Here is a 26,329-nt window from a genome sequence, read left to right on the forward strand (position 1 = left end):
CATTGCCTCATTGTTGCATCAAATCAACACCTGCGCCGCAGCAGCCCCAAACCTCAGGAATCATTACCGAGTTCAGCCAAGCGACGCGCCAGTGTATTGCGGTTGAGACCGAGCAATTGGGCGGCGCGTGATCGATTGCCATCAGCACGTGCCAAGGCCTGTGCAAACAGGGCTCGATCCAGGGCGTCGATTGCCAGTTGGCGCGCATTCTTTTCAGTCAAGGCTGAACTGGCCAGGCTGGCGGCGCGGTCGGCCAATTGACCGGGCCGTTCGGCGGTGTCGGTCTGGATGGCGCGGGATACATCGTCGGGCGCGGCGAGGCGGCCGCGGGTCGCAAGTGTCAGTCGTGACAGGACTGAGCGCAGTTCAGCGACATTACCTGGCCAAGCGGCGCTTTCGATCAGGGTCAGTGCCGCCGGCGCGAGCTGCAGCAGGGGTTGGCGGTCCCGCTGCGCGAACTCGGCGAGGAAGGTTTCGCACAGGGCGGCGATGTCGCTGCGTCGTTCACGCAAGGGTGGGACGGTGATCACGCATTCCGACAGGCGCGCCAGCAGGCGGGCGTCGAGGCCTTGTCTGACTGGAGTGGAGACGGTTGCGATCACCCGGCCGGGTCCGGCATCGAGGGCGTCGCGGGCGGCGTTTTGTTGTTGGGTGCTCCATTCATCGAGATGCAGCCACAGCGCCTGAACCGACGATGCGGTCGAGGCGAAAACCTCCTGGATTGAATGGGATGGTGTGATCAGTACAACAGGCTCGCTAGATGCCTGCCGGGCCCGTATTAGAGCATCGGCCGCCTGCCGTTTGCCTGCTCCTGGCTCACCGTTAATCACCACATGCGCGCGACTGGTCGCGGCGCGGGCGATGGATTTGAAGGTCGATTGCATCGCCGCCGACTGACCGATGAAGCCGCTCGGCTCGGCCGCTGACTTTTCCGGACGCCGGATCGAAACCTCACCGAGCGCCGCCGCGACGCTGACGAGCATCTGATCGAGATCGAAGGGTTTGGGCAGATATTCATAGACGCCGCCCTTCTCGGCATCGATCGCGGTGCTCGCCGTGGTCTGGGCGCTCATGACGATGACCGGCAGTTCGGCGCGTAGGCGTTTGACCATTGCGATGCTGTCGAGGAAGCTGGCGCCGTCGAGCAGGACATCGGCGAGCAGGAGATCACCCTCGCCGGTGCGGACCCAGTTGAGGACGGCATCAATCGAGGCCGTCGCCCGCACCTGATAGCCGGCCGAACTCAGCGCCCGCGACAGGATCAGCTTCAGGCTCTCATCATCTTCGAGCAACAGGATGCGCGCACTCATCTCGGCCCCTCCGTCAAAACCGGCAGCCGCAAATTGAAGCGTGTGCGCCCCGGTTCGCAATCATAATCGAGCTGACCGTCATGCAGGGCGATGATCCGCGCCGAAAACGCCAGACCAAGGCCTTCGCCAGCGGGCTTGGTCGTTACGAAGGGGGTGAAGATGCCGGCCCCGATCGTCTCCGGCACCCCGGCGCCATTATCCGTCACGCAGAGCACAAGCGGGGTGGCGACGTCGCCATTGCGGCTGCGGGGGCCGGTGTCGAAACGGGTCGAGACGGTGATGGAGGGCTCACGGTGTCCGGCGACAGCATCGAGGGCGTTCTGCAACAGATTAACCACGGTCTGATGCAGCAGGTCGGCATTGCCACAAGCGTCAGGCAGCGAGGGATCGAAGCCGTGCTTGATGATGCCTCCATGGGCTGGATTTGCGCGCGTTACGCTTTCAATGGCGTTGACCGCCAGCCGGTTGAGATTGACCGGCGCTGGCGAGCCAATCTGGATATCGCCGACGCCGCTCCAGTGATCGGCCAAACGGGTGATGCGGTCGACATCATGCACGATGAGCCGCGCCATCTCGCCCGCAGCATGCCGGTCATCCTCGCGAGCGATCAACTGGGCCGCACCACGAATGCTGGCGAGCGGGTTTTTCAACTCATGCGCCAACATGCGGCCAAAACCGAGCGCCGCAGCCTGCGAAGCGCGCGGGCTAGGCTCACTATGCGGTAGGATGGACAGTGTCACGGTTTCAAAATCCTCGGCCCAGCGCGCATGCAGATCACTGACACCGCCCTGCCCGAGCGCCTCACCCATGGCGACCACGGTGCGCCGAGTGGCGACGGCCTGTTCGACGCAATCGAGCAAACGGGCACTGCGCGGCGAGGCTTGGCGCAGGTCGGTGCGTTGCAGGGTGCGCAAGGACAGGCCGAACCATTCCTGCGCCTGCAGATTGGCCCAGACCAGCTTGGCGTCGACGGTAAAGACGAAAACCGGGATTGCGGCCTGCTCGGCGGCACACAGCGCCCAGTCGGTCGCGGTCCGCACCGGGTCTGTCATGCCGCAATCCGCCGGTCGGGCTGGTACTCCAGCAAACTGTCGAGCGCTGTGTGGACGGCGGCTGGATCCTTGGAGCGGCACAGCACATCGCGCGCAGCGGCCAGCACGTCGGGCGGAACATGTCCGCCATCGAGCTCGAGGAAGGAGGCGAAATGCTTGCGCATCATGCGGATGCCGAGTGCTTCGCCATAAAAGCCATAGGCTTCGGCGGCCTGATCGCTCAGGGCGGCAATCTTGTCATTCCAGGGCGTGACCGGCATGACGCCGGTAACCAGCCCGGCGCCGATCTCGCCAACCAGCCAGGGCCGTCCCTGGGCTGCCCGCCCGATCATCACGCCATCAGCGCCGGAAAGATCCAGCGCTGCGCGCGCCTGATCCAAAGTCGCGATATCGCCATTGACCAGCAGTGGCACATCAACCGTCTCGCGCACGGCGCGGATCGCGGCCCAGTCGGCTGTGCCGGTATAGAATTGCTGCCGGGTGCGGCCATGCACCGTGATCATCGCAATGCCGGCATCAACGGCGCGGCGCGCCAGTTCTGGTGCGTTGAGACAATCATGATCCCAGCCAAGGCGCATTTTCAGCGTCACCGGGATCGTCACGGCGGCCAAGGTCGCCTCGATCAAGGTCATCGCGTGGTCGAGATCGCGCATCAGGGCCGAGCCGGACAGGCCCTTGGTCACTTGGCGTGCCGGGCAACCCATATTGATATCGACGATGTCGGCGCCGGCAGCCTGGGCAATGCGCGCGCCTTCGGCCATCCACTCGGCCTGGCGCCCGGCCAGCTGGATCACGCGCGGGGCGAGGCTGGCATCGGCGGCGGCCTTGCGCACCATATCGATGCGCCCACGCGCCAGAGCGTCACTGGCCACCATTTCAGACACCACCATGCCGGCGCCGAAACGCTGGGCCAGACGGCGAAATGGCAGATCGGTGACGCCGGACATGGGTGCCAGCACCGCGGGAATCGCGATCTCGTGGGGGCCGATGAAGAAACTCATGCGTCTGGACAATTCAACCGGTTGCAGCGTAAGCCGGGCAAGCTAGCGATCTTGCTGCGCTGCGGCAATGGACGAGGCCTGTATATGAAAATCGGTGCGATCATCGTTGCGGCCGGACGCGGCACCCGGGCGGGCGGGGAAATTCCCAAACAGTATCGCGAGATCGGCGGACGCCCGGTGCTGGCGCGAACGCTGGAGGCTTTCCTGTCGCATCCGGCGATCGGACCCGTCGTCGTTGTGATCGGTGCGGAAGATGATCAACGATTTGAAGCCCTTGCCCCGCGCCTGTCCGGCCCGGTCGAGACCGTGACGGGTGGTGCGACGCGCACGGCTTCGGTGTGGGCGGGCCTGCAGGCGCTGGGAGAACATTGCCCCGACGCCGTGATGATCCATGATGCGGCGCGGCCCTTCATCAGCGCCGCCCTGATTGGCCGCATCGCCGAAGCCCTGGAATCCCAAAAGGCCGTCATTCCGGTCGTGGCCAGCGTCGATGCAATGATTCAACAGGATGGCGCGGGACGGATAATCGCGGCGGTCGACCGCGCGTTTTATGCCGGAGCGCAAACACCCCAGGCTTTTCACTACGCGCCCTTGATGTCGGCCTATGGCGCTCTCGGCGAGACCACCCTGCCCGATGATGCCGCCGTCGCCTTGCGCGCCGGCCTGCAGGTGCAGACGATTGCCGGTGAGAGCGGCAATTTCAAACTGACTACTCTGGATGATTTTGCACGGGCGGAAGCGATGCTGGGAACAGAAACGTCAATCACCGTGACCGGCCAAGGCTTTGATGTTCACCGGCTTGAAGCGGCACCATCCATGATGCTCTGCGGCGTCGAAATCCGTGACGGGCTGGGCCTGGTCGGGCATTCCGACGCCGATGTTGGCCTGCATGCCTTGACCGACGCCATTCTCGGCGCGGCGGGCATGGGCGATATTGGCCAGCATTTCAGTCCGAACGATGCGCGCTGGAAAGGCGCGGCCTCGCATCAATTCGTCAGTCATGCACTTGAATTACTGCAACAATCCGGCGGCATTCTGCTGCATGCCGACATCACGCTGATCGGGGAACGCCCCAAGGTCGGCCCGCACCGCGACGCGATGCGACAGCGCGTCGCCGAGCTATTGGGTCTCGATCCCAAGCGGGTCAATATCAAGGCGACGACGACCGAGGGGCTCGGCTTTACCGGCCGCGGTGAAGGTCTGGCGGCCCAGGCGGTCGTGACAGCAAGGATAGCATGATGTTTTCACAGCAATTAACTGAAAACGCGGAACGATTCCTTGACCACGCCCGTACCGCCGGGGTCATGGCCGCGAGCGCGGAGAGCTGTACCGGCGGGCTGATTGGCGCGCTGATCACCAGTATCGCCGGAGCCTCCGACGTCTATGAGCGTGGCTTCATCACCTACACCAATGAGGCCAAGAGCGAGCTGCTCGGCATTCCGGCCGCGATCATCCAGGCCAATGGCGCCGTCTCGGCTGAGATCGCCAAGCGAATGGCGGTGCAATGCCTGTTGAAATCAAACGCCGATATCGCGATCTCGGTGACCGGGATTGCCGGCCCCGGCAGCGACAGCCACAAACCGGCCGGCCTGGTCTATTTCGGTCTTGCTGTTCGCGACCATCCGGTGCGCGTCGTCTGCAAGCGCTTTGGCGATCGTGGCCGCAATGAAGTCCGGCTCGCAGCAGTCGAAACGGCGCTGGATCTATTGAGTGAGGGCGTCGATCTCATCGCGCAGCGCTAGCGCCGGATCGCCGGTGATAGCGAAGCGCCGATTGGCCTCGTCGGAAAAGCGTTTGACCAGAATATGGGCGGCACGCTCGCGCTGGCTGTCGAGCAGCATTTGCAGAACGATATTCCTGAACGCCGCCTTGATGTGAAATTTCACCAGGGTTGAGCCGTCGGAGAGTGGATCAAAGCGCCAGCTGTTCTCCAGCACCCGGAAGGGGCCGGAGACGAAGCTGACATCAATCGTGCGCGCATCGGCATCTGCCCTCACCGCGCTGGTGAAACGTTCGGTGACGAATTTATAGCGGATCCGGGCCTCGGCGGTCAGTTGGGTGACGGCACCGTCCTTCTTTTCCTTCACAACCCGCATCGCGGTGATCTGATGGATAAAGTCTGGATAGCGCCGGACGTCCGAAACCAGCTCGAACAGATCGTCGGCATCATGATAGAGCCGCAGCGTCTCGGTCAGGACGACCGTCACACGCGCCCCTGGGCAAGAGCGGCATTGCGGGCGGCACGCAGGCGGGCGAAGTCATCGCCGGCATGATAGCTGGAGCGCGTCAGCGGTGTCGCCGAGACCATCAGGAAGCCCTTGGCGCGGGCGATGGTCTCATAGGCCTTGAACTCGTCGGGCGTGACGAAGCGTTCAACGGCGGCGTGTTTCCGCGTTGGCTGCAGATATTGGCCGATGGTGAGGAAATCGATCCCGGCCGAGCGCATATCATCCATCACCTGCATGACCTCTTCCTTGCCCTCGCCGAGCCCGACCATGATGCCGGATTTGGTGAATTGCTCCGGATCGCGTTCCTTGACGCGCTCCAGTAGCCGCAGGGAATGGAAATAGCGCGCACCGGGCCGGATCGACAGATAGAGCCGCGGTACGGTTTCCAGATTATGGTTGAAGACGTCCGGGCGCGCATCGATCACCGCTTCGGCGGCACCGGGTTTGCGCAGAAAATCGGGGGTGAGGATCTCGATGGTTGTGCCGGGCGCTGCGCTGCGGATCGCCTCGATCACATCGACGAAATGTTGCGCACCGCCATCGGCGAGATCATCGCGGTCGACCGAGGTGATGACGACATGCTTCAGCCCCATCTTGGCGACGGCTTCGGCGACACGGCGGGGCTCGTCATGATCGACCGGCCCGGGCAGACCGGTTTTGACATTGCAGAAGGAACAGGCGCGGGTGCAGGTATCGCCGAGCACCATAAAGGTGGCGTGTTTCTGCTCCCAGCACTCGCCGATATTGGGACAGCCCGCCTCTTGGCAGACCGTGACGAGCGCGCCCTCAGTGACGATCTTCTGGGTCTCGGAGAACACTTTGCCGATTGGCGCGCGAACACGGATCCAGTCCGGCTTGCGCAGCACAGGCGTATCGGCGCGCTTTTGCTTCTCTGGATGCCGCGCAGCGCGTGTTTCCGAAGCGGTGGCGGCGGCGGTGGATGCAGCGCCGGACGAAGCGGTAGTGTCGATCAGATTGGCCATGTCCGCCATGTAAGCCGGAGCGCCGGAGGGATCAAGCTGGCGCTGCGGTTTGAGGGGGCCGTTCCTTCTTCCCCGGGCGTCGGGAAGAAAGCATGGCTTCCCGACCAGCCCTCGCCATTATCATGCGAAAGCGTCGAACCAGCGATAACAACCCCAAGCCGCATTAGAATCAAGATTGCAATTTGTGCTAGTTCCTCAATAGCTTGAGCGAAAGTTTCGGCATTTCGGACACGGCCTCTTCACGTTTCCATGCCAGTTTGAAGCATGCTCGACACGAAGACCCTTTCGGTAGCTCTGATTTTGATCCTGATCATCGGGTGCGCCTTGCATCTGGTGAATTGGCGCATGCACCGCCAGAGCCGCGGTGCCAAATGGTGGACGCTCGGGCTCTGCGTGCAGACCGTGGGCGTGATCGCGACAGCGGTGGTCAATGCGCGAGGCGAGCCCGCGATGCCGGTGCTCCTGCTGGTCAATACCCTCGCGCTCGGCGGCATTGTGATGCTGGTCTATGGCACTGCCCGTTTTGCCGAACGGGCGCTGCCGCGAGCCGTCTATGCCGGGCTGATCGGCCTGATCCTGGGCGGCATGGGCTGGGCCACACTGATCGAGCCATCGACAACAATGCGGCTGGTGGTTTTCGGCCTGGTACAATTGGTCGCCAATGGGCTGATCCTGTCGCGGCTTGGCCATATCGCGCGCCGTGACGGCGCGATGGGTGTGGTGGTGCTGGCCGCCTCGGTGGCGAGCCTGTTCCTGTTGATGGGAAGCCTGGTGATCTGGCAGTTGCTGACCCAGCCAGAGATTACGGGTCTGTTTGGCGACAGCGCCGTGTTGGTGCCGGCTATGCTGACCCTGATTGCCTGCAAGACGACCATGATTTTCGGCTATCTCCTGCTCAGCACCGGCTATTCACAGGCGCGCCTGCAACAATTGGCCCTGAGCGATGCCCTGACAGGCCTGCCCAACCGGCGCGCCTTCGAAGAGGCCGTTGCCCAGCGGCTGAATTCGGCGCGCAAGCATGACCGGCTGATCGCCCTGGCCATTTTCGATGTCGATCATTTCAAGCAAATCAATGACAGCCTGGGCCATGATGCCGGCGATGAAGTGTTGCGACATCTCGCAGGCGTCGCAGCGGCTGCAGTGCGGCCGCATGATTTTGTCGCCCGCGTTGGTGGCGAGGAATTCGCGGTATTGTTCGAAGTCGACGATGCGGCGGAGCTGGTGACCGCCGCCAACCGGCTGCGGCTGGCGATCGAGATCAACCGGCCGCGGATCGACGAGACTGCCATCCCCTTGACCGTCTCGGTCGGGGCGGTGCTGGCCCTGTCCGAGCCTTGGCTGGAGTTCAATGGTCTCTACCGCGCCGCCGACCAAGCGCTCTATAGCGCCAAGGCCTCAGGCCGCAATCGCGTCATCGTCGGCGAGGTCGAACCCGTCCAACTCGCCGCCTGATCGCACCGTTACGGGCCTGATTTTTTCGCTGCAATTCTAATGTTCGCCTTGGGGTGACGTTAACCTTGCCTTCAAATTTCAGGCCATTCCGGCCGGTTGAAGGGGCTTCGGCTACCCGAAATTCACGGCTTTCGGGCGATACTGGTCGCATGTTGGATACGAAATCCCTCGCAACAGCCCTCGTCCTGATCCTCGTGATCGGGTGCACGCTGCACATCGTCAACTGGCGCATCCATCGCGACAGTGTCGGCGTGAAGTGGTGGGCTCTGGGCCTCGCTGTCCATACCGCCGGGCTGACGCTGTCCTTCTGGGAGAACACCCTGGCGGTCCATGACCCACTTTGTGTGGTCGCCATCAATATGCTGTCGCTGTGCGGCAGCTTGATGCTGGTTCATGGCACCGCCACCTTTGCCGAGCGCCCCTTTCCTCTGTCCGTCTACCTCGTCATCGGCAGCTTCTCGGCGATCGGGTTGGGCTGGTTTGCGACGGTCGATGATTCAATCACCATGCGCGTCGTAGTCTTCGCCGCCTCGCTGCAATTGACCTATCTGCTCACCCTGACGCGCTTGTTTTACATCGCACGCCGGGACGGCATGGCGAGTGTTTTCGTGCTTGGCACCTCACTGAGCAGCACGATGGTGATGATGTCGGGTCTGGTCGTCTGGCAATTGATGACCCAGCCGGCCTTGGGCAGTCTTTACGATCCTACGCCGGTGATACCGCTGGCCATGCTCGGCCTGTTGGCCTCGGAGAGTACGGCGATTTTCGGCTATCTCTTGCTCAGCGCCGGTCATTCGCAGGCGCGGCTGGAACGACTGGCGCATTGCGATGCCCTCACCGATCTGCCCAACCGGCGCGCCTTCGAGCAGGAAATCGCGCAGCGGCTCAACTCGGCGCGCAAGCATGACCGGCTGATCGCGCTGGCGATTTTCGATATCGATCACTTCAAACAGGTCAATGACAAGCATGGCCATGATGCTGGCGATGCCGTGCTGCGCCATCTCGGCACCGTTGCGGCACAGGCGGTGCGGCCGCGTGATTTTCTCGCCCGCGTCGGCGGCGAAGAGTTTGCGGTGATCTTCGAAGTTGAGGACGCGGCCGAACTGGTGACCGCCGCCAACCGGCTCAGGGTCGCCGTCGAGATCGAGCGTATCAAGCTCGACGAGACTGAAATCGCGGTCACTGTCTCGGTCGGCGCCGTGCTGGCCCAATCCGTGCCAGGACTGGATTTTGGCCAGCTTTACCGCGCCGCCGACCAAGCGCTCTACCAAGCCAAGGCTGCAGGGCGGAACCAGGTGGTCGTCGGCGAAGTCGAGCGGCTCGAATTGGCGGCCTAATCGTCTGAAAAGCGCAGCCGCACCGGATCACGCCGCCCCGGCCCCTGCATCGCGGTACGCACGAGGCTATTGATCGTAATATTCGTCATCATCACCTGATCCTCGAATTCGTCGGAGAGCAGATCGTTATCGACCACGAAGGCTGAGATATCGGCCGGGGCCGGCGCCGCGAAATAGATCCAAGCCAATTCGCCATCCAGCTCGGCGCCGACATAGACGGGCTCGATCAGGCGGCCATCACCCTCGCCGATGCGAAAATGCGCCGCCGCATAGGCGCCAGCTTCAGCAACACCTTCGGGAGAGGCGAACCAGGCCTCTTCATCGGCAACCTCCGCGCCAAGCGCTGCGATCAAATCATGGCTGTAGACGCGGTGACTGATCTGCAATTCACCGGTGGTGGCCGAAATCACAACCTCTGTGACGCCGGCATGGACCCGGTGCGCTGCCGCCGGTGCTGCCATCAGGCAGGCACCGGCGAAAGCGAGAATAAGAGCCCGGAACGCAGCCTGCATGGCTATTCCGGCCGTGCCCGGATCGAATCTCGGCTGACGCGCTGGTCCTGATCGGCCATCATGTTCGAGCTTGGCGCGTCGGCGCGATAGAGTTCAAGCCGTGTCGGTTCGATCCGCGGCGGGAAGTAATTATCCGACCGGTCGGAATCGGCGGTTTCCAGCAGAGGATCAAGCTCGACGGAGACTACTTCGCGATTGGTCAGATAGCTCCAGGTGACGTGGCGCGAATCATAGCGCCAGACCTCGGCCGGGATGCGCACCATTTCGGTGGAGCCATCGGCGAAGGTGAACTCCAGGATGATCGGCATCACGACGCCGCCCTGATTGGTGAAGTCGAGATAATAGACGCGCTCGCCGCTGGCCAGCATGTCGGTTTCCCAATCCTCCAGCCCGGCGCGATAGCTCGCATAGGCCTCACGCTCGCGCGCGGTGACCGTCTGGGCATCATTGGCGGAATAGAACTCAACCACTTGCGGATGCTCGCTGGCATAGGTGGAGATCCCTGCTTGGCGATTGCGGCTCGGGGTGAGGCCCTCGGGTAAGGCGGCCAGCTCGGCACGCTCGCGGGCATTCTCGACCGTCGGATTCTGGGTATCCAATGTGCCCTCGATGACGCGGTCGAGCGAGATGTCGACATGGTCGGTGGAATAGAACCAGCCGCGCCAGAACCAGTCGAGATCAACGCCGGAAACTTCTTCCATCGTGCGGAAGAAATCATAGGGCGTCGGACGCTTGAAGCGCCAACGGCGGGCATAGGTGCGGAAAGCTTCGTCAAACAATTCGCGCCCGAGGATGGTCTCGCGCAGCACCACCAGTGCGGTGGCAGGCTTGCCATAGGCATTATTGCCGAACTCCAGCACCGAATCTGACTGGGTCATGATCGGGACTTGGCCGGTGGAGGTCATGTAGTCGGTTGCCAGGCGCGGGTCGCCGCGGCGCGAGGGGAAACCGGCCTCCCATTGCTGCTCGGCCTGGTATTGCAGGAAGGTGTTGAGCCCCTCATCCATCCAGGTCCATTGCCGTTCATCGGAATTGACCGTCATCGGGAAATAGATGTGGCCGATTTCATGAATGATGACGCCAATCAGGCCGCGTTTGGCGGTGCGCGAATAAGTCAGATTGCCGTCTTCACCGACAACCGGACGACCGTATGTACCACCATTGAAGGTGATCATCGGATATTCCATTCCGCCCTGCGGCCCTGCGATCGATTGCGCCACCGGATAGGAATAGGGGAAGGAGAAGGAGGAATAGACCGCCAGCGTGTGCGCGACGGTGCGGGTCGAAAACGTCGACCAGAGCGGTTCGGCCTCGTTGGGGTAGAAAGACATCGCCATCACGGTATCGGGCGCAATGCCCTCACCCTCTTGGCTGACGCCCATCGCGTCCCAGATGAATTTACGTGAGCCGGCCCAGGCGAAATCGCGGACATTGTCAGCGTGGAAATGCCACGTGGCCTCCGAGCGTGTACCGCGCCGCTCATTGGCACGCGCTTCAGCCGGGGTCTGGATAAAGACCGGATCGCTGGCGGTGCGGGCCTGTTCGAGCCGATCCCGCTGGGCTTGGGTGAGCACGTCTTCGGGGTTTTGCAACTCACCGGTCGCGGCGACGAGGAAGTCCTGCGGCACAGTGATGGCGACATCATAATCGCCGAATTCCAGCGTAAACTCACCGCGGCCGAGGAAGGCCTTGTTGTGCCAGCCTTCATAATCGGAGAAGACGGCGGCGCGCGGGAAGAATTGCGCGACCTGGAAAATACAATCTCCACCGGTGGTTTCGGTCTCCTCGAAGCACTCCCAACCGGCGCGCCCACCGACGACGCTGGTTTCGATCAGACGGTAATCCCATTCAATGTTCAAAATTACCGATTCGCCGGTCTCCAGCGCATCGTCGAGATCGACCCGCATCAGCGTGTCGACGACGGTGAAGGGCACGGCATTGCCGTCGGCATCGGTCACCGAACGGATATTATAGCCATAACCGTCTTGTGCGATTTGGTGCCGGCGCCGCAGCGAAGCGCTACTGACGCCTTCCGGGAGCTCGGCGGAGCTGTCATCGGCCGAGCGTCCACCGCCGCCGACGGTCTCTGTCATGACGGCGATGGAATCGGGACGGAAGCGGTTCTGCTCCAGCTGGAACCAGAGGAAATCGAGCGTGTCCGGGGCGTTATTGGTGTAGCTGATACTGGCCGAGCCGGTCAGCGTCTTCTCGCGCTCGTCGAGGTGGATACGGATATCGTAATCGACTTGCTGCTGCCAGTAGTCCGGTCCAGGAGCGCCGGTCGCGCGGCGCTCGCGGTTTGGCGTCGGCCAGTCCTCGCCTTCCAACTGGCGGAACGCGTCGCGCCAATCATTGACGGTCTGCTGGATCGGTTGGGCGGCCGCGACGTTCAAGGTCGCAGCCGCCACAGCCAATACGATCAGTGGTAAAGCGCGCATGGTCTATCCCCCGGCCCTGATGGCCAAACCCATTTGGGGTAGAATTACCGCGCGCAGCGGCTCCGGTCACCCCTGCGTTACGGTATTGTCATCTTTCAGTGTGGAAGCGCGCATCGGTTCCGCATCACGGCCAGGGCGGTAGCCGATGGCCAGTATCCAGGCACCCAGCCCGACGCAGAGCAGAACCAGCCCCATCATCGCGCCCAGTCCGGGCACGACGCCGAGGGCGAATCCCGCCGCCATGACGACCAGCAAAGACAGCGCCCGCATCCCGAAACCAAGCCCGTTGCCGGCCCGATTGAAGATCAGATCTCCGAACGCAACGCCGCCAAAAGCGAAGGCCAGGAAAAGGATCGGCAGATAGAGCAGCCACAGCAGCGGGATCAGCAGGGCGCCGACCACGGTCAAGGCGAGCAGGATCGTGACCATGACCACGACGACCGGCGACATTGCCAAGCTGATGAAGCCGATCACACCGGCACTCAGAGGCCGGCGCCGGAAGGCCGCCGCCACACCCGCCACGCCACGCGGCGCCAGCAGGACCGCCAACAGGCCAAGCAGGAAGGCACTGCCAGCGAAGGCGCCGCCGAGAAAGCGGAAGGGCGCGCCAATCACATTCCATGGGCCGTGCATCCAGGGGCCGTCCGTATCGAAATCGAGATCATTGAAATGTTTGGTGCCGAAATTGAACGGTTCGATCTGATAATCCGATGATCCGACCATCGCCCCGTCGGCGATCTCCGGCTCGCCCGGGCTGCGAACGGTCAAGAGCCCTGCAACGCGCGCGGTGGAGAGGAGAATGACCTCTTCCGCCCTCACCTCGACATCACCGTCGAATGTGCCGCTCAAGGTCACCTGACCGCCTTCGATATCGGCATTGCCATGCGCGGCACCAGCATAATGGACATGGCCGGCCACGACCTTGCTTTCGCCGGCGACCTCCGTGCCAGCCTCGATCACGACATCGCCGCCAGCGGCGTTCAGATCGCCGCCAACAAGGACGGTAATCCTGACACTGCCGCCAGCCGCATGCATGTCGCCGCCAGTCTCGCCCTCGATGGTGACATCACCGCCGGCTGCATTGAGGTCCTGCCCGATGCGGGCCGAGATATTGACGTCGCCGCCAGCAATCTCGACGCTGCCATCGACTGTACCGCTAAGATCAATATCTCCGCCGAAATATTGGACATCGCCATGGACAACGGCATCAATCCGACCATTGCCTGAAATGGCAAAGATATCGCCATCGATATCGCCGCGAATGCTCAGTTCGCCACCAATAAAGGTAACGTCATCGCGACTGCCGTCGATATTGACCTCGCCGCCGATTGTCTGCGCATGGGCAGCCACGGATATTGCGAAAAAGGCCAGCCCCGCGGCCATTATTTGCTTGAACATATTCATCACGACTCTCCCAGCGCCCCCCGGCGGTCAGGTGGATGGATTAATGAGGCGGCCCGGACGGACCGCTCCGGTTCAGGAATGATCGAAAACATTATCGACATCGTCACAGTCACGGCCGTCGCGCGCAACGAAAACGACGTTGCCCGCCTGGGCTCCGGCTTCGATTTGCGGTTCGGTTTCGGCCCAAACGCGCAATGTGCCCGAGATGCGAGCTGAGGACCGGATAATCACTGAACGACTGCAGATATCGCCGCCATCATGGATCGCACCGGCCAGTGAAACGCGGCCGTCATCATCGTGATAGTCCCGGCGCCGGCGAATCTCACCAACCGCGACGATTTTCAGCGGGCCAGCGATGCTGCCGGCCAAGTGGATATCATTGCCATTCGCATTGAGACCGTGGGTATAGACTGCTCTGGAATTCATATCGGCCGCCGCGATCGAGGCTTCGCCGCCAATGCGGCCGCTTACCGCAAGCGATCCGGCTGCGAGGCTGAGCTCGTCACCGACATCGGCTGCCCAGTCAATATCGCCGCCGGCGACTGAGGCGTCCCCACCAACCCGGCCGGCATAATTGATATCACCGGCTGCGATCGAGACATCGCCGCCAACGTCAAGACGGTCGGCATCGACATCGCCGGCAACCAGGCTGAGATCGCCGCCCAAGCGGCCCCGCAGATTAATGTCGCCGCCAATACGGCTGTAATCGCCGTCACGATCAAGCGTGACATAGCCGCCCGACGAATGTTCGCCATAGCGCATTTTTGTCTCGCCATCATCGCCGACGACAATCACGCAGCCTGCGGTCGTCATCGCGGCAGCCAGGGCTGCGGTCATTGCCAATGCTTTGCGCATTTCGGTCTCCAGAACTGGTCCCCTGCCCGGCGGCAGGATGAATTTCACGCTCCCCAACGTTCCAACTGACCATACATTATCGAAAAACGATATCAAGCGATTTTTTGTTTATCGATAAATTATTTCCGTCTTTCAACGAATCTTGCCCAGAAATCGTGGGTCTGGTTCCGCCAAATCGCTTTCCTCTCGCGCGCGGACAGGTAAGATCGCAGTAATAGCGAGCGTCACCAGCAAAAGACGCCCCCGGGAGAGCATGTATGGCTGACACATCAGTCGCCCAAGCCGCCACGGTCCAGACGGCGGATATTTCGGCGAACACCCATTATCGCGGCGCGGATTTCGATCTGCGCCGGATCCGAAAATCGGTTTTTGCAGCACTGCTGCAAGCGCGCGGCCGATTCGGCAGCAAGAAAATTGCAGCCATCGACGCCGATGGCCGCGAATTGAGCTATGGCGATATCGTCAAAGCCGCCTTCGCGCTCGGGCATGCCCTCAAGCAAGGCACCCAATCAGGTGAGGCGGTCGGAATATTGTTGCCGACCGGCGTCGGATCGATCATCTCCTTCTACGCCATCTCGGCTTATGGCCGCGTGCCGGCGATGCTCAACTTCACCGCCGGCGAGCGGGCGCTGAAAGCCGCGTGCCGGGCGTGCAAGTGCAAGCGCATCGTCACCGCGCGCCGCTTCATCGAACTGGGCGAACTGCACGAGCTTGAGGCGATGCTCGCTGTGGATCACGAGATTATCTATCTCGAAGACGTGCGCGAGAACCTGTCACTGATGGACAAGGTCGCCGCCGGCATCGGCACGATTTTCCCTTGGGCGATCCGGGCTTGGCCGTCGCCAGACGCCGCTGGCGTCTATCTCTTTACCTCCGGCACCGAGGGCGATCCCAAGGGCGTCGTGCTCAGCCATGCCAATCTGTTGGCGAATGTCGAGCAGGTCCGTGACCACGTCAAAATCCTGCCGACCGACAAGGTCTTCAACCCGCTGCCAACCTTCCATTGTTTTGGTCTGACCGGCGGCGTGCTGGTGCCGCTGGGCCTGGGCGTGCCGACGATCTGCCATCCCACACCGCTGCAGGCAAAAACCATCGTCAAACGCATTGCCGAGACCGGTTCCACCATCCTGTTCGCGACCGACACTTTCATCAATCAATACGCGCGCGCGGCGACCAATGGCGAACTGAGCTCGCTGCGCTTTGCGGTCTGCGGTGCCGAACGCGTCAAGGATGAAACGCGTGCGACTTTGCGGCGCAAGTTCAACGTGGAAATCGTCGAGGGTTATGGGCTGACGGAGGCCTCACCGGTCCTTGCCGTCAATCAGCCACAGAATAATCACCCCGGCACGGTTGGCCAGTTGATGGGCGGCTGTGAGGCCAAACTGGTCCACGTCGAGGGCATTACCGAGGGCGGACAATTACATATTCGCGGACCGAATATCATGAAGGGTTATATCCGCCCGAGCGCGCCACTCGTGCTGGAGGCGCCGGCCGATGGCTGGCATGATACCGGCGATATCGTCACCGTCGATGAAGGTGGCTATCTGCGCATTCGCGGCCGCGTCAAACGCTTCGCCAAGCTGGGCGGGGAAATGGTCTCCCTCGCCGTGGTGGAAAATTGCGCCACCTCGCTCTGGCCCGATTGCCTGCACGCCGCCGCCGCCCTGCCCGACAAGCGCAAGGGCGAGCAAATCATCCTGCTAACAGAATACGCCAAGGCAGACCGCGCCGATCTGATCGCTTTCGCGCGCAATCACGGCATCAATGAGCTGTCGATCCCGCGCAAGATCATCCATGTCGAATCGATCCCCGTGCTTGGCACCGGCAAGACCGATTACGGTCAGGTCCAACGCATGGTCGTCGAGCTGGTGGGCGAGCCTGAAGAATCAGCGGTGATGCCGGAAGCCGTGGAATAAGGTGCGGGCGGGAGCACAGGGCTCCCGCCGCCACCGTCCTCAGAGATCAATCTTGTCGCAATCGCGGCCATCCAGCGGCTCGAAGCTGTATCCGGCTTGGCCGCCTTCGGGACGCTCGCTGGCGATGACCCGCATCTCGCCGCCAAATTGCGCCGAGCGCCGGATCTCGACATGGGTGGCGCAGACAAAACCGCCCTGGTGGAAATTGCCGGCCAAGATGGCGCGGCCATTGCGGTGACGGTTTTCAGTCTCGCGGCCCGCGCCGATCACTTCGACCGGACCGAGGAACTCGCCCTTCAAATTCATCCGTGCGCCGTGCAGATCGAGCCGGCCAGCGACGCGGCCATCAAGCGTGACGCGGGCGCCAGCAATTTCCAGATCGCCACCGAAATCGGCATCGAGCCAAGTGGTCGCCGCAGCAATTTCGGCATTACCGCCGACCGACCCGGTGAAGCGGACCGATGCGCCGGCTGCTGAAAGATTGCCGCCGACGGCTGCGTTGGACCGTACCGATGCCCCGGCCAGGTCAAGATCGCGGCCGACATTGCCATCGGCACGGACCATCATGCCGGAAAATTCGGCATCGCCAGTAACATCGACATGGCGCGAGGCAATCAGGCCCGCGCTCTCGGTCGAGCGGTTTTCCGCCGGGCCATAGGTGGAATTGGTACAACCGGTCACGGCCAGGGCGCAGCCTGCCAACAGGATCAGTTTGTGCATGTTCATCTCTCCCGGGCGATCTGAGATCGCGTCATCTCTGACGCTATGATGCCTGAGCGGGGGAAATTGGATGCAGGGATCATGTGCCGGGCAGTCCCGTTAGATATGCAGCGCCTTGCCATAGGCGTCGAGCACGCTCTCATGCATCATTTCCGACAGGGTCGGGTGCGGGAAGACGGTGTGCATCAGCTCGGCCTCGGTGGTCTCCAGCTGGCGCGCGACGGCATAGCCCTGGATCAGTTCGGTCACTTCGGCCCCAATCATGTGGGCGCCGAGCAATTCGCCAGTCTTGGCGTCGAACACGGTCTTGACCAAGCCCTGGTCGTCACCGAGCGCGATCGCCTTGCCATTGCCGACGAAGGGGAAGCGGCCGACCTTGACGTCATGTCCGGCTTCCTTGGCTTTCGCTTCGGTCAGGCCGACCGAGGCGATTTGCGGGTGGCAATAGGTGCAGCCGGGGATATTGGAGGTCTCGAAGGCGTGGACATCATTGCCGGCGATCTTCTCGACGCAGACAACGCCCTCATGGCTCGCCTTGTGGGCCAGCCAGGGCGGTCCGGCGACATCGCCGATGGCGTAGAGGCCTTTGACATTGGTGCGGCCAAAGCCGTCATTGACGACATGGCCGCGATCAATCTTGACGCCCAAGGGCTCGAGGCCAAGGTTTTCGATATTGGCATCAATGCCAATCGCGAGGATGACTTTCTCGACTTCGACCACGGTGATCTTGTCCTTGGCGTCCTTGACGGAGACCTTGACCGATTTCGCGGTCTTTTCGAGTTTTTCGACCTGGGAGGAGAGCATCAATGTCATGCCCTGCTTCTTGAAGGCCTTGGCGGCGAAGGCAGAGATTTCCGCATCCTCAACCGGCACGACCCGGTCCATCATCTCGACCACGGTCACTTCGGCACCCATGGTGCGGTAGAAGCTGGCGAATTCAATGCCGATGGCGCCGGAGCCGATCACCAGCAGGGATTTCGGCATAGCGGTCGGCACCATGGCTTCGCGATAGGTCCAGATCTTGTCGCCATCGGGCTCCAGGCCCGCAGCGGGAACCGTGCGGGCGCGGGCACCGGTGGCGAGAATCACGTGTTTGGCCGTGTAGCGGTCGCCACCAACGACAACGGTCGGGGCATCCTTGCCCTTTTCCAGCTTGGCTTCGCCCTTGATGACCGTGATCTTGTTCTTTTTCATCAGCATCGCGATCCCGCCCGACAGCCGCCCGGCGACGCCGCGTGAGCGTTTGACGATGGCTTCGATGTCGAAGCTGATCTTTTCTGCTTTCAGCCCGAAGGCCTCGGCATTGTGCATCAGATGATAGACTTCCGAGGTTCGCAGCAGCGCCTTGGTCGGGATACAACCCCAGTTGAGACAGATGCCGCCGAGTTCGGAGCGCTCGATAATCGCTGTCTTGAGACCCAGCTGGGCCGCCCGGATCGCCGCGACATAGCCGCCCGGACCGCTGCCGATCACGATGAGGTCGAAACTGTTGGCGGTCATGCGCGGGCCTCTTTCATTCGCTTGCGAAACGGCTGGATGTTCCAAGCTTGCGGCGTATCATTTGCCCGCGGCCGGATCAATCTCGCCTGACTATTCCAGCGCTGCGGCATAGATGGAGCGTTTCGGAGCCGCCATCACCCGGCGCACCATGGGCTCGAAGAATTCCAGCGTCTCGCTGGCGTAATCGGGATCGAAAGCGGACTGGTCGTATTTTTCGCAGAATTGCTGGCAGGCCGCGAAATATTTGTGGTCGCGGAATTGCTCGCGCATATCGCGGTCCATGCCGAGATGGTGGAAGAAATAATAGCCCTGGAAAATCCCGTGCTTGGCAACGATCCAGTTATTTTCCTCCGACAGGAAGGGTGCCAGGATGGCGGCGGCGATATCGGGGTGATTATAGCTGCCCAGCGTGTCGCCGATATCGTGCAGCAGCGCCATCACGACATATTCCTCGTCGCGGCCATCGCGATGGGCCCGCGTCGCGGTTTGCAGCGAGTGTTGCAGCCGGTCGATCGGGAAGCCGCCATAATCGCCGTCGAGCAGGCGCAAATGCGTCAAGACCCGGTCCGGCAAGGCCGAGGCGAACGGTCCGAACGCGCCGGCAATCGCGGCCCAATCTTCGGCGGTGCCCTCTTGCATGGCACGAAATTTGGCCTGCGGCCCTGAAGCGTCGTCCATGCTTTGCTCTCCCGTTATCGTCCAGCCAGATTGCGCGCCGCTTGGCCAACGATCAAGCCCGGCGGCAAGTCAGATATCCTCGATCGTCTGGGTCAGATCGCTGTCGGGATTGTCGCCGGTATTCACGATCCCGGCTTTCTCGAGCAGCATCAGGTGAACCTCATCGGTCAGGCAGACCGGCCGGTGCCGCACGCCCTTGGGGATCACACACAGCTCACCCGGCCCGAGAATAATCGGGTCCTGGCCATCGATCTCGATGCGCAGATTGCCGCGCGTTACCAGAAACAACTCGTCGGCATCAGTATGAGTGTGCCAGTCGAACGCGCCTGTCCCCTTGGCCAGCTTGACCTCGTAATTATCGAGCTTTGCGATGCGTTTGGGCGCCCAGACATCGTCAAACAAAGCATGCTTACCCACCAGGGAAATCGTTTCAACCGCCATGAACCCCTCCGATTCGAACTATCTTACGCTACAGTCCCGCGTGGTGGGGAGCGAGGCAAGTCGCGCGCTGTCACACAATTCGATTGACCCGCACTCATGGCGGGCTTAAGCGCCGCGCTCCCACTGATCGGACCCTTGATCTTGACCCTGCAGACCGCCATCCCGCCTGGCCTCCCCGCCTTCGATGTCGCGAGCCTGTGTGCGGATCTCACCCGGCAGGGCTGGTCGCAGCAAAGCCTGACCGATACCGCCCTGCTCACAGCCCTGCGCGATGAAGCCGAGGCCCTGTGGCGCGCGGATGCCTTGCACCGGGCCGGTATCGGCCGAGCCAGCGATCATGAGCTGGTGCGCGAGATCCGCCGCGACAAAACGCGCTGGTTCGACGGCGCCAGCCCGGCCCAGCGCGGCTGGCTCGATTTCGCCGAGGACCTGCGTCTTGACCTCAACCAACGCCTGGCGCTCGGCCTGTTTTCCTTTGAGGCGCATTACGCCGTTTACGAGCCGGGCGGTTTCTATCGCAAACATCTCGACAGCTTTCGCGGGGCGCGCAATCGTATCCTGTCCTCGGTGCTCTACCTCAATCCCGGCTGGAAGAGCAGAAATGGCGGACTGTTGCGGCTCTATGATGAGGGCGATGAACACGTCATCACCGATATCGTGCCCGAATTCGGCACTTTCGCCGTCTTCCTGAGCGAGGAAATCCCGCACGAGGTGACGCCCGCCCTCGCCCCGCGCTTCTCCATTGCCGGCTGGCATCGCTGTAATGATCTCGGCCGCGCCCCGGCGCTGCAGGCCAAGGTGCTGCCGATCGCGGCGGCATGACCGGTCCCGCAGCGCTTCGCGATTAGATTTCCTCGACCGGCGGAGCGGTGCTACCCCTCTTGGCTCGCACAGTTCGTGCCGGCCATCTTGAGGATATCATGAAACATTTTTTCGCCACACTGGCAGTGGGGCTGTGCGCCATGGTCGGCACAACTCAATCCGCTGGGGCTCAGACGCACGCCTATCTCGGCCAGGTCATGACCACCGCGGCGCAGTTCTGCCCGCGCAATTGGGTTCCCATGCATGGGCAATTGATGGCCGTCTCGACCAATGCAGCACTGCACTCCCTGTTGGGCAATCGGTATGGCGGCGACAACGTCAACACGTTCCGCCTGCCGGACACGCGCGGACGCGCCGTGCTCGACGCTGGCAACTCGCCGGGGCGGATGTCGATCCGGCAGGGTCAAGCGGGTGAGATCGGCGGTGGAACCGGCGACACCGGCGGTGCACTGGCGACGCCAACCCTGGCGCTGCTCAACTGCATCGCGGTTCGCGGTGAATTTCCGACACGGAACTAGCCTCAACATCTGTGCACCCGGCCCCGCAGCGTGCGGCCGGCCGGGTGCCGCAGCTGGACAGGCTGATCCGAAATCTAGCCCAGCGGCTTTGCCGGCGTCGGGCGCCCTGCTTCATCCAGCGCTACCATCACATATTCCGCCTCACCGACCAGGCGGCGCTCGCCGGACATCAGATTTTCCGCGTTGGCGCGCACCGCCACGCGCATCGAGGTGCGTCCGACCGAGATCACCTGGCCGGTGACATCGAGCAATTCGCCCTCCAACGTCGAAGCGATGAAGTCGATCTTGTTGGACGCCGCCATGCCAACCTGGCTGCGGGTGTGGCGCGACGCGGCGATCTGCGCCGCCTTGCCCATCAACGACATCGCATTGCCGCCGAGCAATTGGCCGAGCGAATTGGTGTCGCCGGGGAAGACGAGCTCCAGCACCCGCGCTGATCCCGCTGGCGAGGCCGCGAAATCGATCAGCCGGTCGGGTGCGGGTGGCAGGCGCTCCGGATTGGTCTTGCGGTCCTGGGCGACCATGGTGAAGGCGCCCTGGGTGCAGATGTGACGCTCGCCCGTCGCCATGTCTTCGGCGGAGAGTTCGACATCGACCACCAGCGAGGTGCGCCCGACCAAATTCACCCGCCCGGTCAGCTCGATCAGATTGCCGACAAAGACCGGTGCGCGAAAATCGATCCGGTCGCAGGACGCCGTGACGAAGGGCCGCCGGGCATGCCGCGCCGCCACGAGCGAGGCGATCTTGTCCATCTGCGCCATCGCGGCGCCGCCGAAATAGCTGCCCAGATGATTGGCCTGGTTGGGCTGGACCAGATCGACATGGCGGATTTCACCGAGTTGGGCGGATTGGGTCATGACGCTATCCTACTCCAATTTACGCTGTCATCCCTGACGGATGCCCCCGACTTGATCGGGGGCGGAGATCAGGGACCCAGAAACGCCAAGGCAAAACCAGCTGGCTGGGTGGGCGAAATTCGGTGCGACGACGTCTGGATTGCGATACGTCGGGCGTCTGGGTCCCTGATCTGCGCCCCGCATTCGCGGGGCATCCGTCAGGGATGACAAGGGTTTGTTTTGATGAGGGGTGGTGCCCTACATCAGCATGGTCATCGGATCTTCAACGAAGGTTCTAAACGCCGCGATCCATTTGGCGCCGGTCGCGCCGTCCACAACCCGGTGATCGCAGGTCAGCGTCACCGTCATCACGGTGGCGATTGCCAGGGCGCCATTCTTGACCACCGGGCGCTGTTCGCCGGCGCCGACCGAGAGGATCATGCCCTGAGGCGGGTTGATGATGGAGGAGAAGGACTGGATGCCGAACATGCCCAGATTGGACAGGGAGAAGGTGCCGCCCTGAAATTCTTCCGGCTTGAGCTTGCGGCTCCGGGCGCGGGCCGCGAGATCCTTGCTCTCGGTCGAGATCTGGACCAGGCCCTTGGTGTCGGCGTCGAAAATGATCGGGGTGATCAGCCCGCCCTCGATCGCCACGGCCATCGAGACATCGGCATGCTTGTGCAGGGCGATACGGCCATCCTCGATCCAGGAGGCATTGGCGGCGGGCACTTTCTTCAGCGCCAGCCCGGCTGCCTTGATCAGGATATCATTGACCGAAATCTTCACGCCCTCGCCGGCGGCTTCATTGATGCGCTTGCGGAAATCGAGCAGCGCATCGATGCGGCAATCGACATTGAGCGGGAAGTGCGGGATGTCGCGGAAGCTTTCCGACAAGCGTTTGGCAGCGATCTTGGTGATGCCATCGGCCTTGACGACGTCATAGCGGTCAGCGGCGATGCCATAGCGGGCCAGCGGCGCGTCGTGATCGATCTCGACCGGGGCTGCGGCGGGTGCAGCGGCTTGCTTGGCAGCGCCGGGCGCCACGTTCTCGACATCGCGCTTGACGATGCGGCCATGTGGGCCTGAGCCAGTGATCGCTGAGAGGTCGAGGCCTTTCTCGGCGGCGATGCGTTTGGCGAGTGGGGAGGCTTTGAGACGGTCGCCCCCATCGGCCACTGCGTGGCCACTTCCCCCGGAAATGGGGGAAGAAACTGGCTTGTCAGCACTTCCTCCTCGGCTTGCCGGGGGGCCGCAGGGGCAGGCGCGGCAGCGGGCGCCTTGTCCATCGCGCTTTTGTCCTCACCGTCCTCGAGCAGAATGGCGATCACGGCATTGACCTTGACGCCTTCCGTGCCTTCAGCGACCACGATCTTGCCAATCACGCCCTCATCGACGGCCTCGACTTCCATCGTTGCCTTGTCGGTCTCGATCTCGGCCAGAACCATGCCGCTCTCAACCTTGTCGCCCTCTTTGACGTGCCATTTGGCGAGAATGCCCTCTTCCATCGTGGGCGACAGGGCGGGCATGGTGATTTCGATCGACATGATTGGATCCTCGCCTCAGGCGTCATTGGCCCCATCGGGGGCCAGTTCTGGATTGATGGTCGCGACATGGGCTTCCCAATTGGCGCCGTCGAATTCCTGGAAGCGGGGCAAAAGCCCGGCATCGGCATCGAAACAGCGCAAATTGACCGACCAGTCGTCGGGATGCGAACGCGGCACGTTAAACGCTTCCACGCCGCACTGGCGGCAGAAATAATGCTTCGCCGTGCCGGTGTTGAAACGGTATTCGGTCAGCATGTCCTCGCCGTGCATGATGCGGAAGTCCGCGCCCGGCGTGATGACATGGATAAAGCCCGCCTTGGCGCAGATCGAACAATTGCACGACAACGCCACGACATTGTCCGGCAGGATGGCCGCAAAGCGCACCGCGCCGCAATGGCAGCCGCCGTGACGAGGGCGTTTGGCTTGGGAGTTGGTCATGAGGAAACTGCCAAGGTTCGGAAAACTTCCGGCGCGCAAATCCAATCGATTGGCCTCGCACAGCCATTGCTAAGTATGATATCATCCGAATGGGTGGGACGCGCTTCACCTGCCCCGGTGGCGATCATCAGCTGAGAACTCACTCCCTCGCGAAGGAAATCCAGCTCGACGCCAAACAGGCTCTCAGCGCCGATAGTTCGAATAGTCATGAGTGACGCGCCTACAAACCTGTGCCACTCACCACGACCACCCAACGGAAGTCGGGCCAAGCTGTCCTCACGCCACCCGTCCAGCGTCGCGGTTACCGCCAGATGGTGATCGTTCGTATTCGCCCAAGTAAAATATAGGTATTCCCCGGATTCAAATCGGACGGCCGCTCCTCCGCCAAGCAAGACTCTATCCTGATCCAACTCCAAGAGGAGCTCAGGTCCGACTTCGCCGGCCAAGGGTAAAGCGATGATCGCATCGCATCGATCACCCAAACGTTTCTCGATAAGTCCAATTTCTGACACCGCCCCTACTCCGTATAGCAGACGGCCCTCACCGCCTGCACGATATCCTCAACGCCCGGAAGCGAGAGCTTTTCCAGATTGCCGGCATAGGGCAAAGGCACGTCTTTCTGGTGTACGCGCGCTGGCGGGGCGTCGAGATAATCGAAGGTTTCGGCGGTGACGACGGCGGCAATCTCGGCCCCGACGCCCATCCGGCCCCAGCCCTCTTCGGCGCAGACGATGCGATTGGTTTTCTTGACGCTGGCGACGACGGTATCCGTGTCGAGCGGACGCAGGGTGCGCAGATCGATCACTTCGGCGGAGATGCCCTCCTGGCTGAGGATCTCAGCGGCCTGCAGGGCGTATCCCACCATCCGGCTGTGTGCGGTGATCGTCACGTCTGTGCCTTCACGGCGCACTTTGGCCTTGCCGATCGGGACGATCCAGTCGTCCAGATCCGGTACATCGAAGCTCTCGCCATAAATCATTTCATGCTCGAGGAAGACAACCGGATTGGGATCACGGATCGCGGCCTTGAGCAGGCCCTTGGCGTCGGCGGCATCATAGGGCGCGACGACTTTCAGGCCCGGCACATTGGCATACCAGGACGCGTAATCATGGCTGTGCTGGGCACCGACCCGGCTGGCAGCGCCATTGGGGCCACGGAAGACGATCGGGCAGCCCATCTGGCCGCCGGACATGTAGAGCGTTTTGGCGGCGGAATTGATGATGTGGTCAATCGCCTGCATGGCGAAATTGAAGGTCATGAATTCAACCACGGGGCGAAGACCGTTGAAGGCCGCACCAACGCCAAGGCCGGCAAAGCCATGCTCGGTGATCGGCGTGTCGACGACGCGGCGGGCGCCGAATTCATCGAGTAGGCCACGCGTGACCTTGTAGGCACCCTGGTATTCGGCCACTTCCTCGCCCATCACGAAGACGGTCTCGTCGCGGCGCATTTCCTCCGCCATGGCGTCACGCAGGGCGTCGCGCACGGTGGTCGAGGTCATCTTGGTGCCGGCGGGAATTTCGGGATCGTGCATGGCCGGCGCTGCGGCGGGTGCAGATTGCGCCTCGGCCGGTGCTGCAGCGGCTTTGGGCTCGGCGGAAGCGGGTGCCGACTTGGTCTCCGGCGCCGCCTCGACAGCGCTCGCATCCTCGCCCTCTTCGGCCAGAACGGCGATCACGGCATTGACCTTCACATTCTCGGTGCCCTCGGCGACGAGCAATTTGGCGACCACGCCCTCCTCGACGGCTTCGACTTCCATCGTCGCCTTGTCGGTCTCGATTTCGGCGATCACCATGCCGGAGGTGACGCTATCGCCCTCCTTGATATTCCACTTGGCGAGCGTGCCCTCTTCCATGGTCGGCGAAAGGGCGGGCATGAGGATTTCAATCGACATCGGTCAATTCCTGTCAGTGGTCAGAGCGAGCGAGGCGCTCAATTATTGGCCGCTTCCGGCTTGTAGCGCAGCGCGTGGGTGCGCATGCGATTGGCAAATTCGATCAGCGTGTTGAGCGGGCGGATCAGAACTTCGATCCGCGCCATTTCGCCATTGTCATTGACGGTGATGCGGTCAAACCCGACCAGGCCCATGCCGTCGACCGTGCCGGTGAATTCGAGGATCACCTCATTGCCGTCAACCCATTGCTGGCGATAGTCGAAATCCTCGACGATCGAGATCACGCCCATCAGGATATGCAGGATGTAATGCTTGTCGTCCGACGGCTTCCAGATCACCGGCGAGTGCAGCTCACAGCCTTCGGCGACAATCGAGGCCAGCTTGGCCCGGTCGCGGTCGCGCACGGCGGCATGCCAGTTCTCGATGAAATGCTTCACTTGCGGGGTCATG

Annotated in this window: 25 protein-coding genes and 1 pseudogene; 7 read left to right on the top strand and 19 right to left on the bottom strand. The window is 62.3% G+C overall.

The window, feature by feature from the left end; translation table 11 throughout:
• Positions 1–53: 53 nt before the first annotated feature.
• From AAC029_RS06165 to dusB, 3 genes are read right to left on the bottom strand one after another with little or no spacing between them, the layout of a single operon-like run.
• Positions 54–1,310, bottom strand: coding sequence for a response regulator (locus AAC029_RS06165; RefSeq protein WP_339745183.1), 1,257 nt, complete (start codon positions 1,308–1,310; stop codon positions 54–56).
• Positions 1,307–2,362 (bottom strand): ATP-binding protein, encoded by a 1,056-nt coding sequence (locus AAC029_RS06170; protein ID WP_339745185.1) that lies wholly within the window; start codon positions 2,360–2,362, stop codon positions 1,307–1,309. The genes AAC029_RS06165 and AAC029_RS06170 overlap by 4 nt, the downstream gene beginning before the upstream one ends.
• Positions 2,359–3,363, bottom strand: a complete 1,005-nt coding sequence (dusB, locus tag AAC029_RS06175) for a tRNA dihydrouridine synthase DusB (protein ID WP_339745187.1) — start codon at positions 3,361–3,363, stop codon at positions 2,359–2,361. Before dusB ends, AAC029_RS06170 begins: the two co-directional genes overlap by 4 nt.
• Before the next feature lie 84 nt (positions 3,364–3,447).
• Between dusB and AAC029_RS06180 the strand changes: the two genes are divergently transcribed.
• Both AAC029_RS06180 and AAC029_RS06185 read left to right on the top strand, forming a co-directional pair.
• Positions 3,448–4,602, top strand: a complete 1,155-nt coding sequence (locus AAC029_RS06180) for a bifunctional 2-C-methyl-D-erythritol 4-phosphate cytidylyltransferase/2-C-methyl-D-erythritol 2,4-cyclodiphosphate synthase (protein ID WP_339745190.1) — start codon at positions 3,448–3,450, stop codon at positions 4,600–4,602.
• On the top strand, positions 4,599–5,105 hold the full coding sequence (locus tag AAC029_RS06185; RefSeq protein WP_339745192.1) for a CinA family protein: 507 nt from the start codon (positions 4,599–4,601) through the stop codon (positions 5,103–5,105). The genes AAC029_RS06180 and AAC029_RS06185 overlap by 4 nt, the downstream gene beginning before the upstream one ends.
• On the opposite strand, the gene AAC029_RS06190 is transcribed toward AAC029_RS06185, so the two are convergent.
• Both AAC029_RS06190 and lipA read right to left on the bottom strand, forming a co-directional pair.
• Positions 5,067–5,570, bottom strand: a complete 504-nt coding sequence (locus AAC029_RS06190; RefSeq protein WP_339745194.1) for a type II toxin-antitoxin system RatA family toxin — start codon at positions 5,568–5,570, stop codon at positions 5,067–5,069. The two genes, AAC029_RS06185 and AAC029_RS06190, sit on opposite strands and share 39 nt — an antisense overlap.
• Positions 5,567–6,574, bottom strand: a complete 1,008-nt coding sequence (gene lipA / locus AAC029_RS06195) for a lipoyl synthase (RefSeq protein WP_339745259.1) — start codon at positions 6,572–6,574, stop codon at positions 5,567–5,569. Before lipA ends, AAC029_RS06190 begins: the two co-directional genes overlap by 4 nt.
• A 264-nt stretch (positions 6,575–6,838) precedes the next feature.
• On the opposite strand from lipA, the gene AAC029_RS06200 reads away from it, so the two are divergent.
• A complete protein-coding gene (locus AAC029_RS06200) occupies positions 6,839–8,026 on the top strand; it encodes a GGDEF domain-containing protein (protein WP_339745196.1) in 1,188 nt (395 codons plus the stop codon).
• Positions 8,027–8,175: 149 nt separating this feature from the next.
• Positions 8,176–9,363 (top strand): GGDEF domain-containing protein, encoded by a 1,188-nt coding sequence (locus AAC029_RS06205; protein ID WP_339745198.1) that lies wholly within the window; start codon positions 8,176–8,178, stop codon positions 9,361–9,363.
• On the opposite strand, the gene AAC029_RS06210 is transcribed toward AAC029_RS06205, so the two are convergent.
• The 4 genes from AAC029_RS06210 to AAC029_RS06225 form a co-directional block, all read right to left on the bottom strand.
• Positions 9,360–9,875, bottom strand: coding sequence for a DUF6702 family protein (locus AAC029_RS06210; protein ID WP_339745200.1), 516 nt, complete (start codon positions 9,873–9,875; stop codon positions 9,360–9,362). The two genes, AAC029_RS06205 and AAC029_RS06210, sit on opposite strands and share 4 nt — an antisense overlap.
• A gap of 2 nt (positions 9,876–9,877) precedes the next feature.
• The gene (locus AAC029_RS06215; protein WP_339745202.1) at positions 9,878–12,313 is read right to left on the bottom strand and encodes a M1 family metallopeptidase; all 2,436 of its coding nucleotides are present in this window, start codon (positions 12,311–12,313) and stop codon (positions 9,878–9,880) included.
• Positions 12,314–12,379: 66 nt separating this feature from the next.
• The gene (locus AAC029_RS06220; protein WP_339745204.1) at positions 12,380–13,717 is read right to left on the bottom strand and encodes a hypothetical protein; all 1,338 of its coding nucleotides are present in this window, start codon (positions 13,715–13,717) and stop codon (positions 12,380–12,382) included.
• A gap of 72 nt (positions 13,718–13,789) precedes the next feature.
• Complete coding sequence (locus tag AAC029_RS06225; RefSeq protein ID WP_339745206.1) at positions 13,790–14,572, bottom strand: hypothetical protein; 783 nt, start codon at positions 14,570–14,572, stop codon at positions 13,790–13,792.
• Positions 14,573–14,829: 257 nt separating this feature from the next.
• On the opposite strand from AAC029_RS06225, the gene AAC029_RS06230 reads away from it, so the two are divergent.
• Positions 14,830–16,488, top strand: coding sequence for an AMP-binding protein (locus AAC029_RS06230; RefSeq protein WP_339745208.1), 1,659 nt, complete (start codon positions 14,830–14,832; stop codon positions 16,486–16,488).
• A gap of 39 nt (positions 16,489–16,527) precedes the next feature.
• Here the strand turns inward: AAC029_RS06230 and AAC029_RS06235 are convergent, their stop codons facing one another.
• The 4 genes from AAC029_RS06235 to AAC029_RS06250 form a co-directional block, all read right to left on the bottom strand.
• Complete coding sequence (locus AAC029_RS06235; RefSeq protein WP_339745210.1) at positions 16,528–17,208, bottom strand: hypothetical protein; 681 nt, start codon at positions 17,206–17,208, stop codon at positions 16,528–16,530.
• A 99-nt stretch (positions 17,209–17,307) separates the two neighbouring features.
• Positions 17,308–18,708, bottom strand: coding sequence for a dihydrolipoyl dehydrogenase (gene lpdA / locus AAC029_RS06240; RefSeq protein WP_339745213.1), 1,401 nt, complete (start codon positions 18,706–18,708; stop codon positions 17,308–17,310).
• A 90-nt stretch (positions 18,709–18,798) separates the two neighbouring features.
• Positions 18,799–19,386, bottom strand: a complete 588-nt coding sequence (locus AAC029_RS06245; RefSeq protein ID WP_339745215.1) for an HD domain-containing protein — start codon at positions 19,384–19,386, stop codon at positions 18,799–18,801.
• 69 nt (positions 19,387–19,455) lie between these two features.
• Entirely contained in the window at positions 19,456–19,827 is a 372-nt protein-coding gene (locus AAC029_RS06250; RefSeq protein WP_339745217.1) for a cupin domain-containing protein, read from the bottom strand.
• 141 nt (positions 19,828–19,968) lie between these two features.
• Between AAC029_RS06250 and AAC029_RS06255 the strand changes: the two genes are divergently transcribed.
• Together AAC029_RS06255 and AAC029_RS06260 are read left to right on the top strand one after the other, a co-directional pair.
• Positions 19,969–20,649, top strand: a complete 681-nt coding sequence (locus AAC029_RS06255) for a 2OG-Fe(II) oxygenase (RefSeq protein WP_339745220.1) — start codon at positions 19,969–19,971, stop codon at positions 20,647–20,649.
• A 98-nt stretch (positions 20,650–20,747) separates the two neighbouring features.
• Entirely contained in the window at positions 20,748–21,167 is a 420-nt protein-coding gene (locus AAC029_RS06260; RefSeq protein ID WP_339745222.1) for a phage tail protein, read from the top strand.
• A gap of 74 nt (positions 21,168–21,241) precedes the next feature.
• Here AAC029_RS06260 and AAC029_RS06265 read toward each other — a convergent pair whose 3' ends face one another.
• From AAC029_RS06265 to AAC029_RS06290, 6 genes and pseudogenes are all read right to left on the bottom strand, one after another.
• Complete coding sequence (locus AAC029_RS06265) at positions 21,242–22,024, bottom strand: hotdog domain-containing protein (protein WP_339745224.1); 783 nt, start codon at positions 22,022–22,024, stop codon at positions 21,242–21,244.
• A gap of 237 nt (positions 22,025–22,261) precedes the next feature.
• Positions 22,262–23,179 carry a 2-oxo acid dehydrogenase subunit E2 gene (locus tag AAC029_RS06270; RefSeq protein ID WP_339745226.1) on the bottom strand — a complete coding sequence of 306 codons (918 nt, stop codon included), beginning with the start codon at positions 23,177–23,179 and terminating at the stop codon, positions 22,262–22,264.
• A gap of 197 nt (positions 23,180–23,376) precedes the next feature.
• Positions 23,377–23,547, bottom strand: a pseudogene (locus tag AAC029_RS06275) (biotin/lipoyl-containing protein); the annotation flags it as partial.
• A gap of 15 nt (positions 23,548–23,562) precedes the next feature.
• Positions 23,563–23,985, bottom strand: a complete 423-nt coding sequence (locus tag AAC029_RS06280; protein ID WP_339745228.1) for a GFA family protein — start codon at positions 23,983–23,985, stop codon at positions 23,563–23,565.
• Between the two features lie 517 nt (positions 23,986–24,502).
• A complete protein-coding gene (locus AAC029_RS06285) occupies positions 24,503–25,879 on the bottom strand; it encodes a pyruvate dehydrogenase complex E1 component subunit beta (RefSeq protein WP_339745230.1) in 1,377 nt (458 codons plus the stop codon).
• Between the two features lie 38 nt (positions 25,880–25,917).
• Positions 25,918–26,328, bottom strand: a complete 411-nt coding sequence (locus AAC029_RS06290) for a hypothetical protein (protein WP_339745233.1) — start codon at positions 26,326–26,328, stop codon at positions 25,918–25,920.
• Position 26,329 lies beyond the last annotated feature (1 nt).

Origin of the sequence: uncultured Maricaulis sp. (genome assembly GCF_963975345.1) — a bacterium.
In the GTDB taxonomy this organism is placed as follows: Bacteria; Pseudomonadota; Alphaproteobacteria; order Caulobacterales; family Maricaulaceae; genus Maricaulis.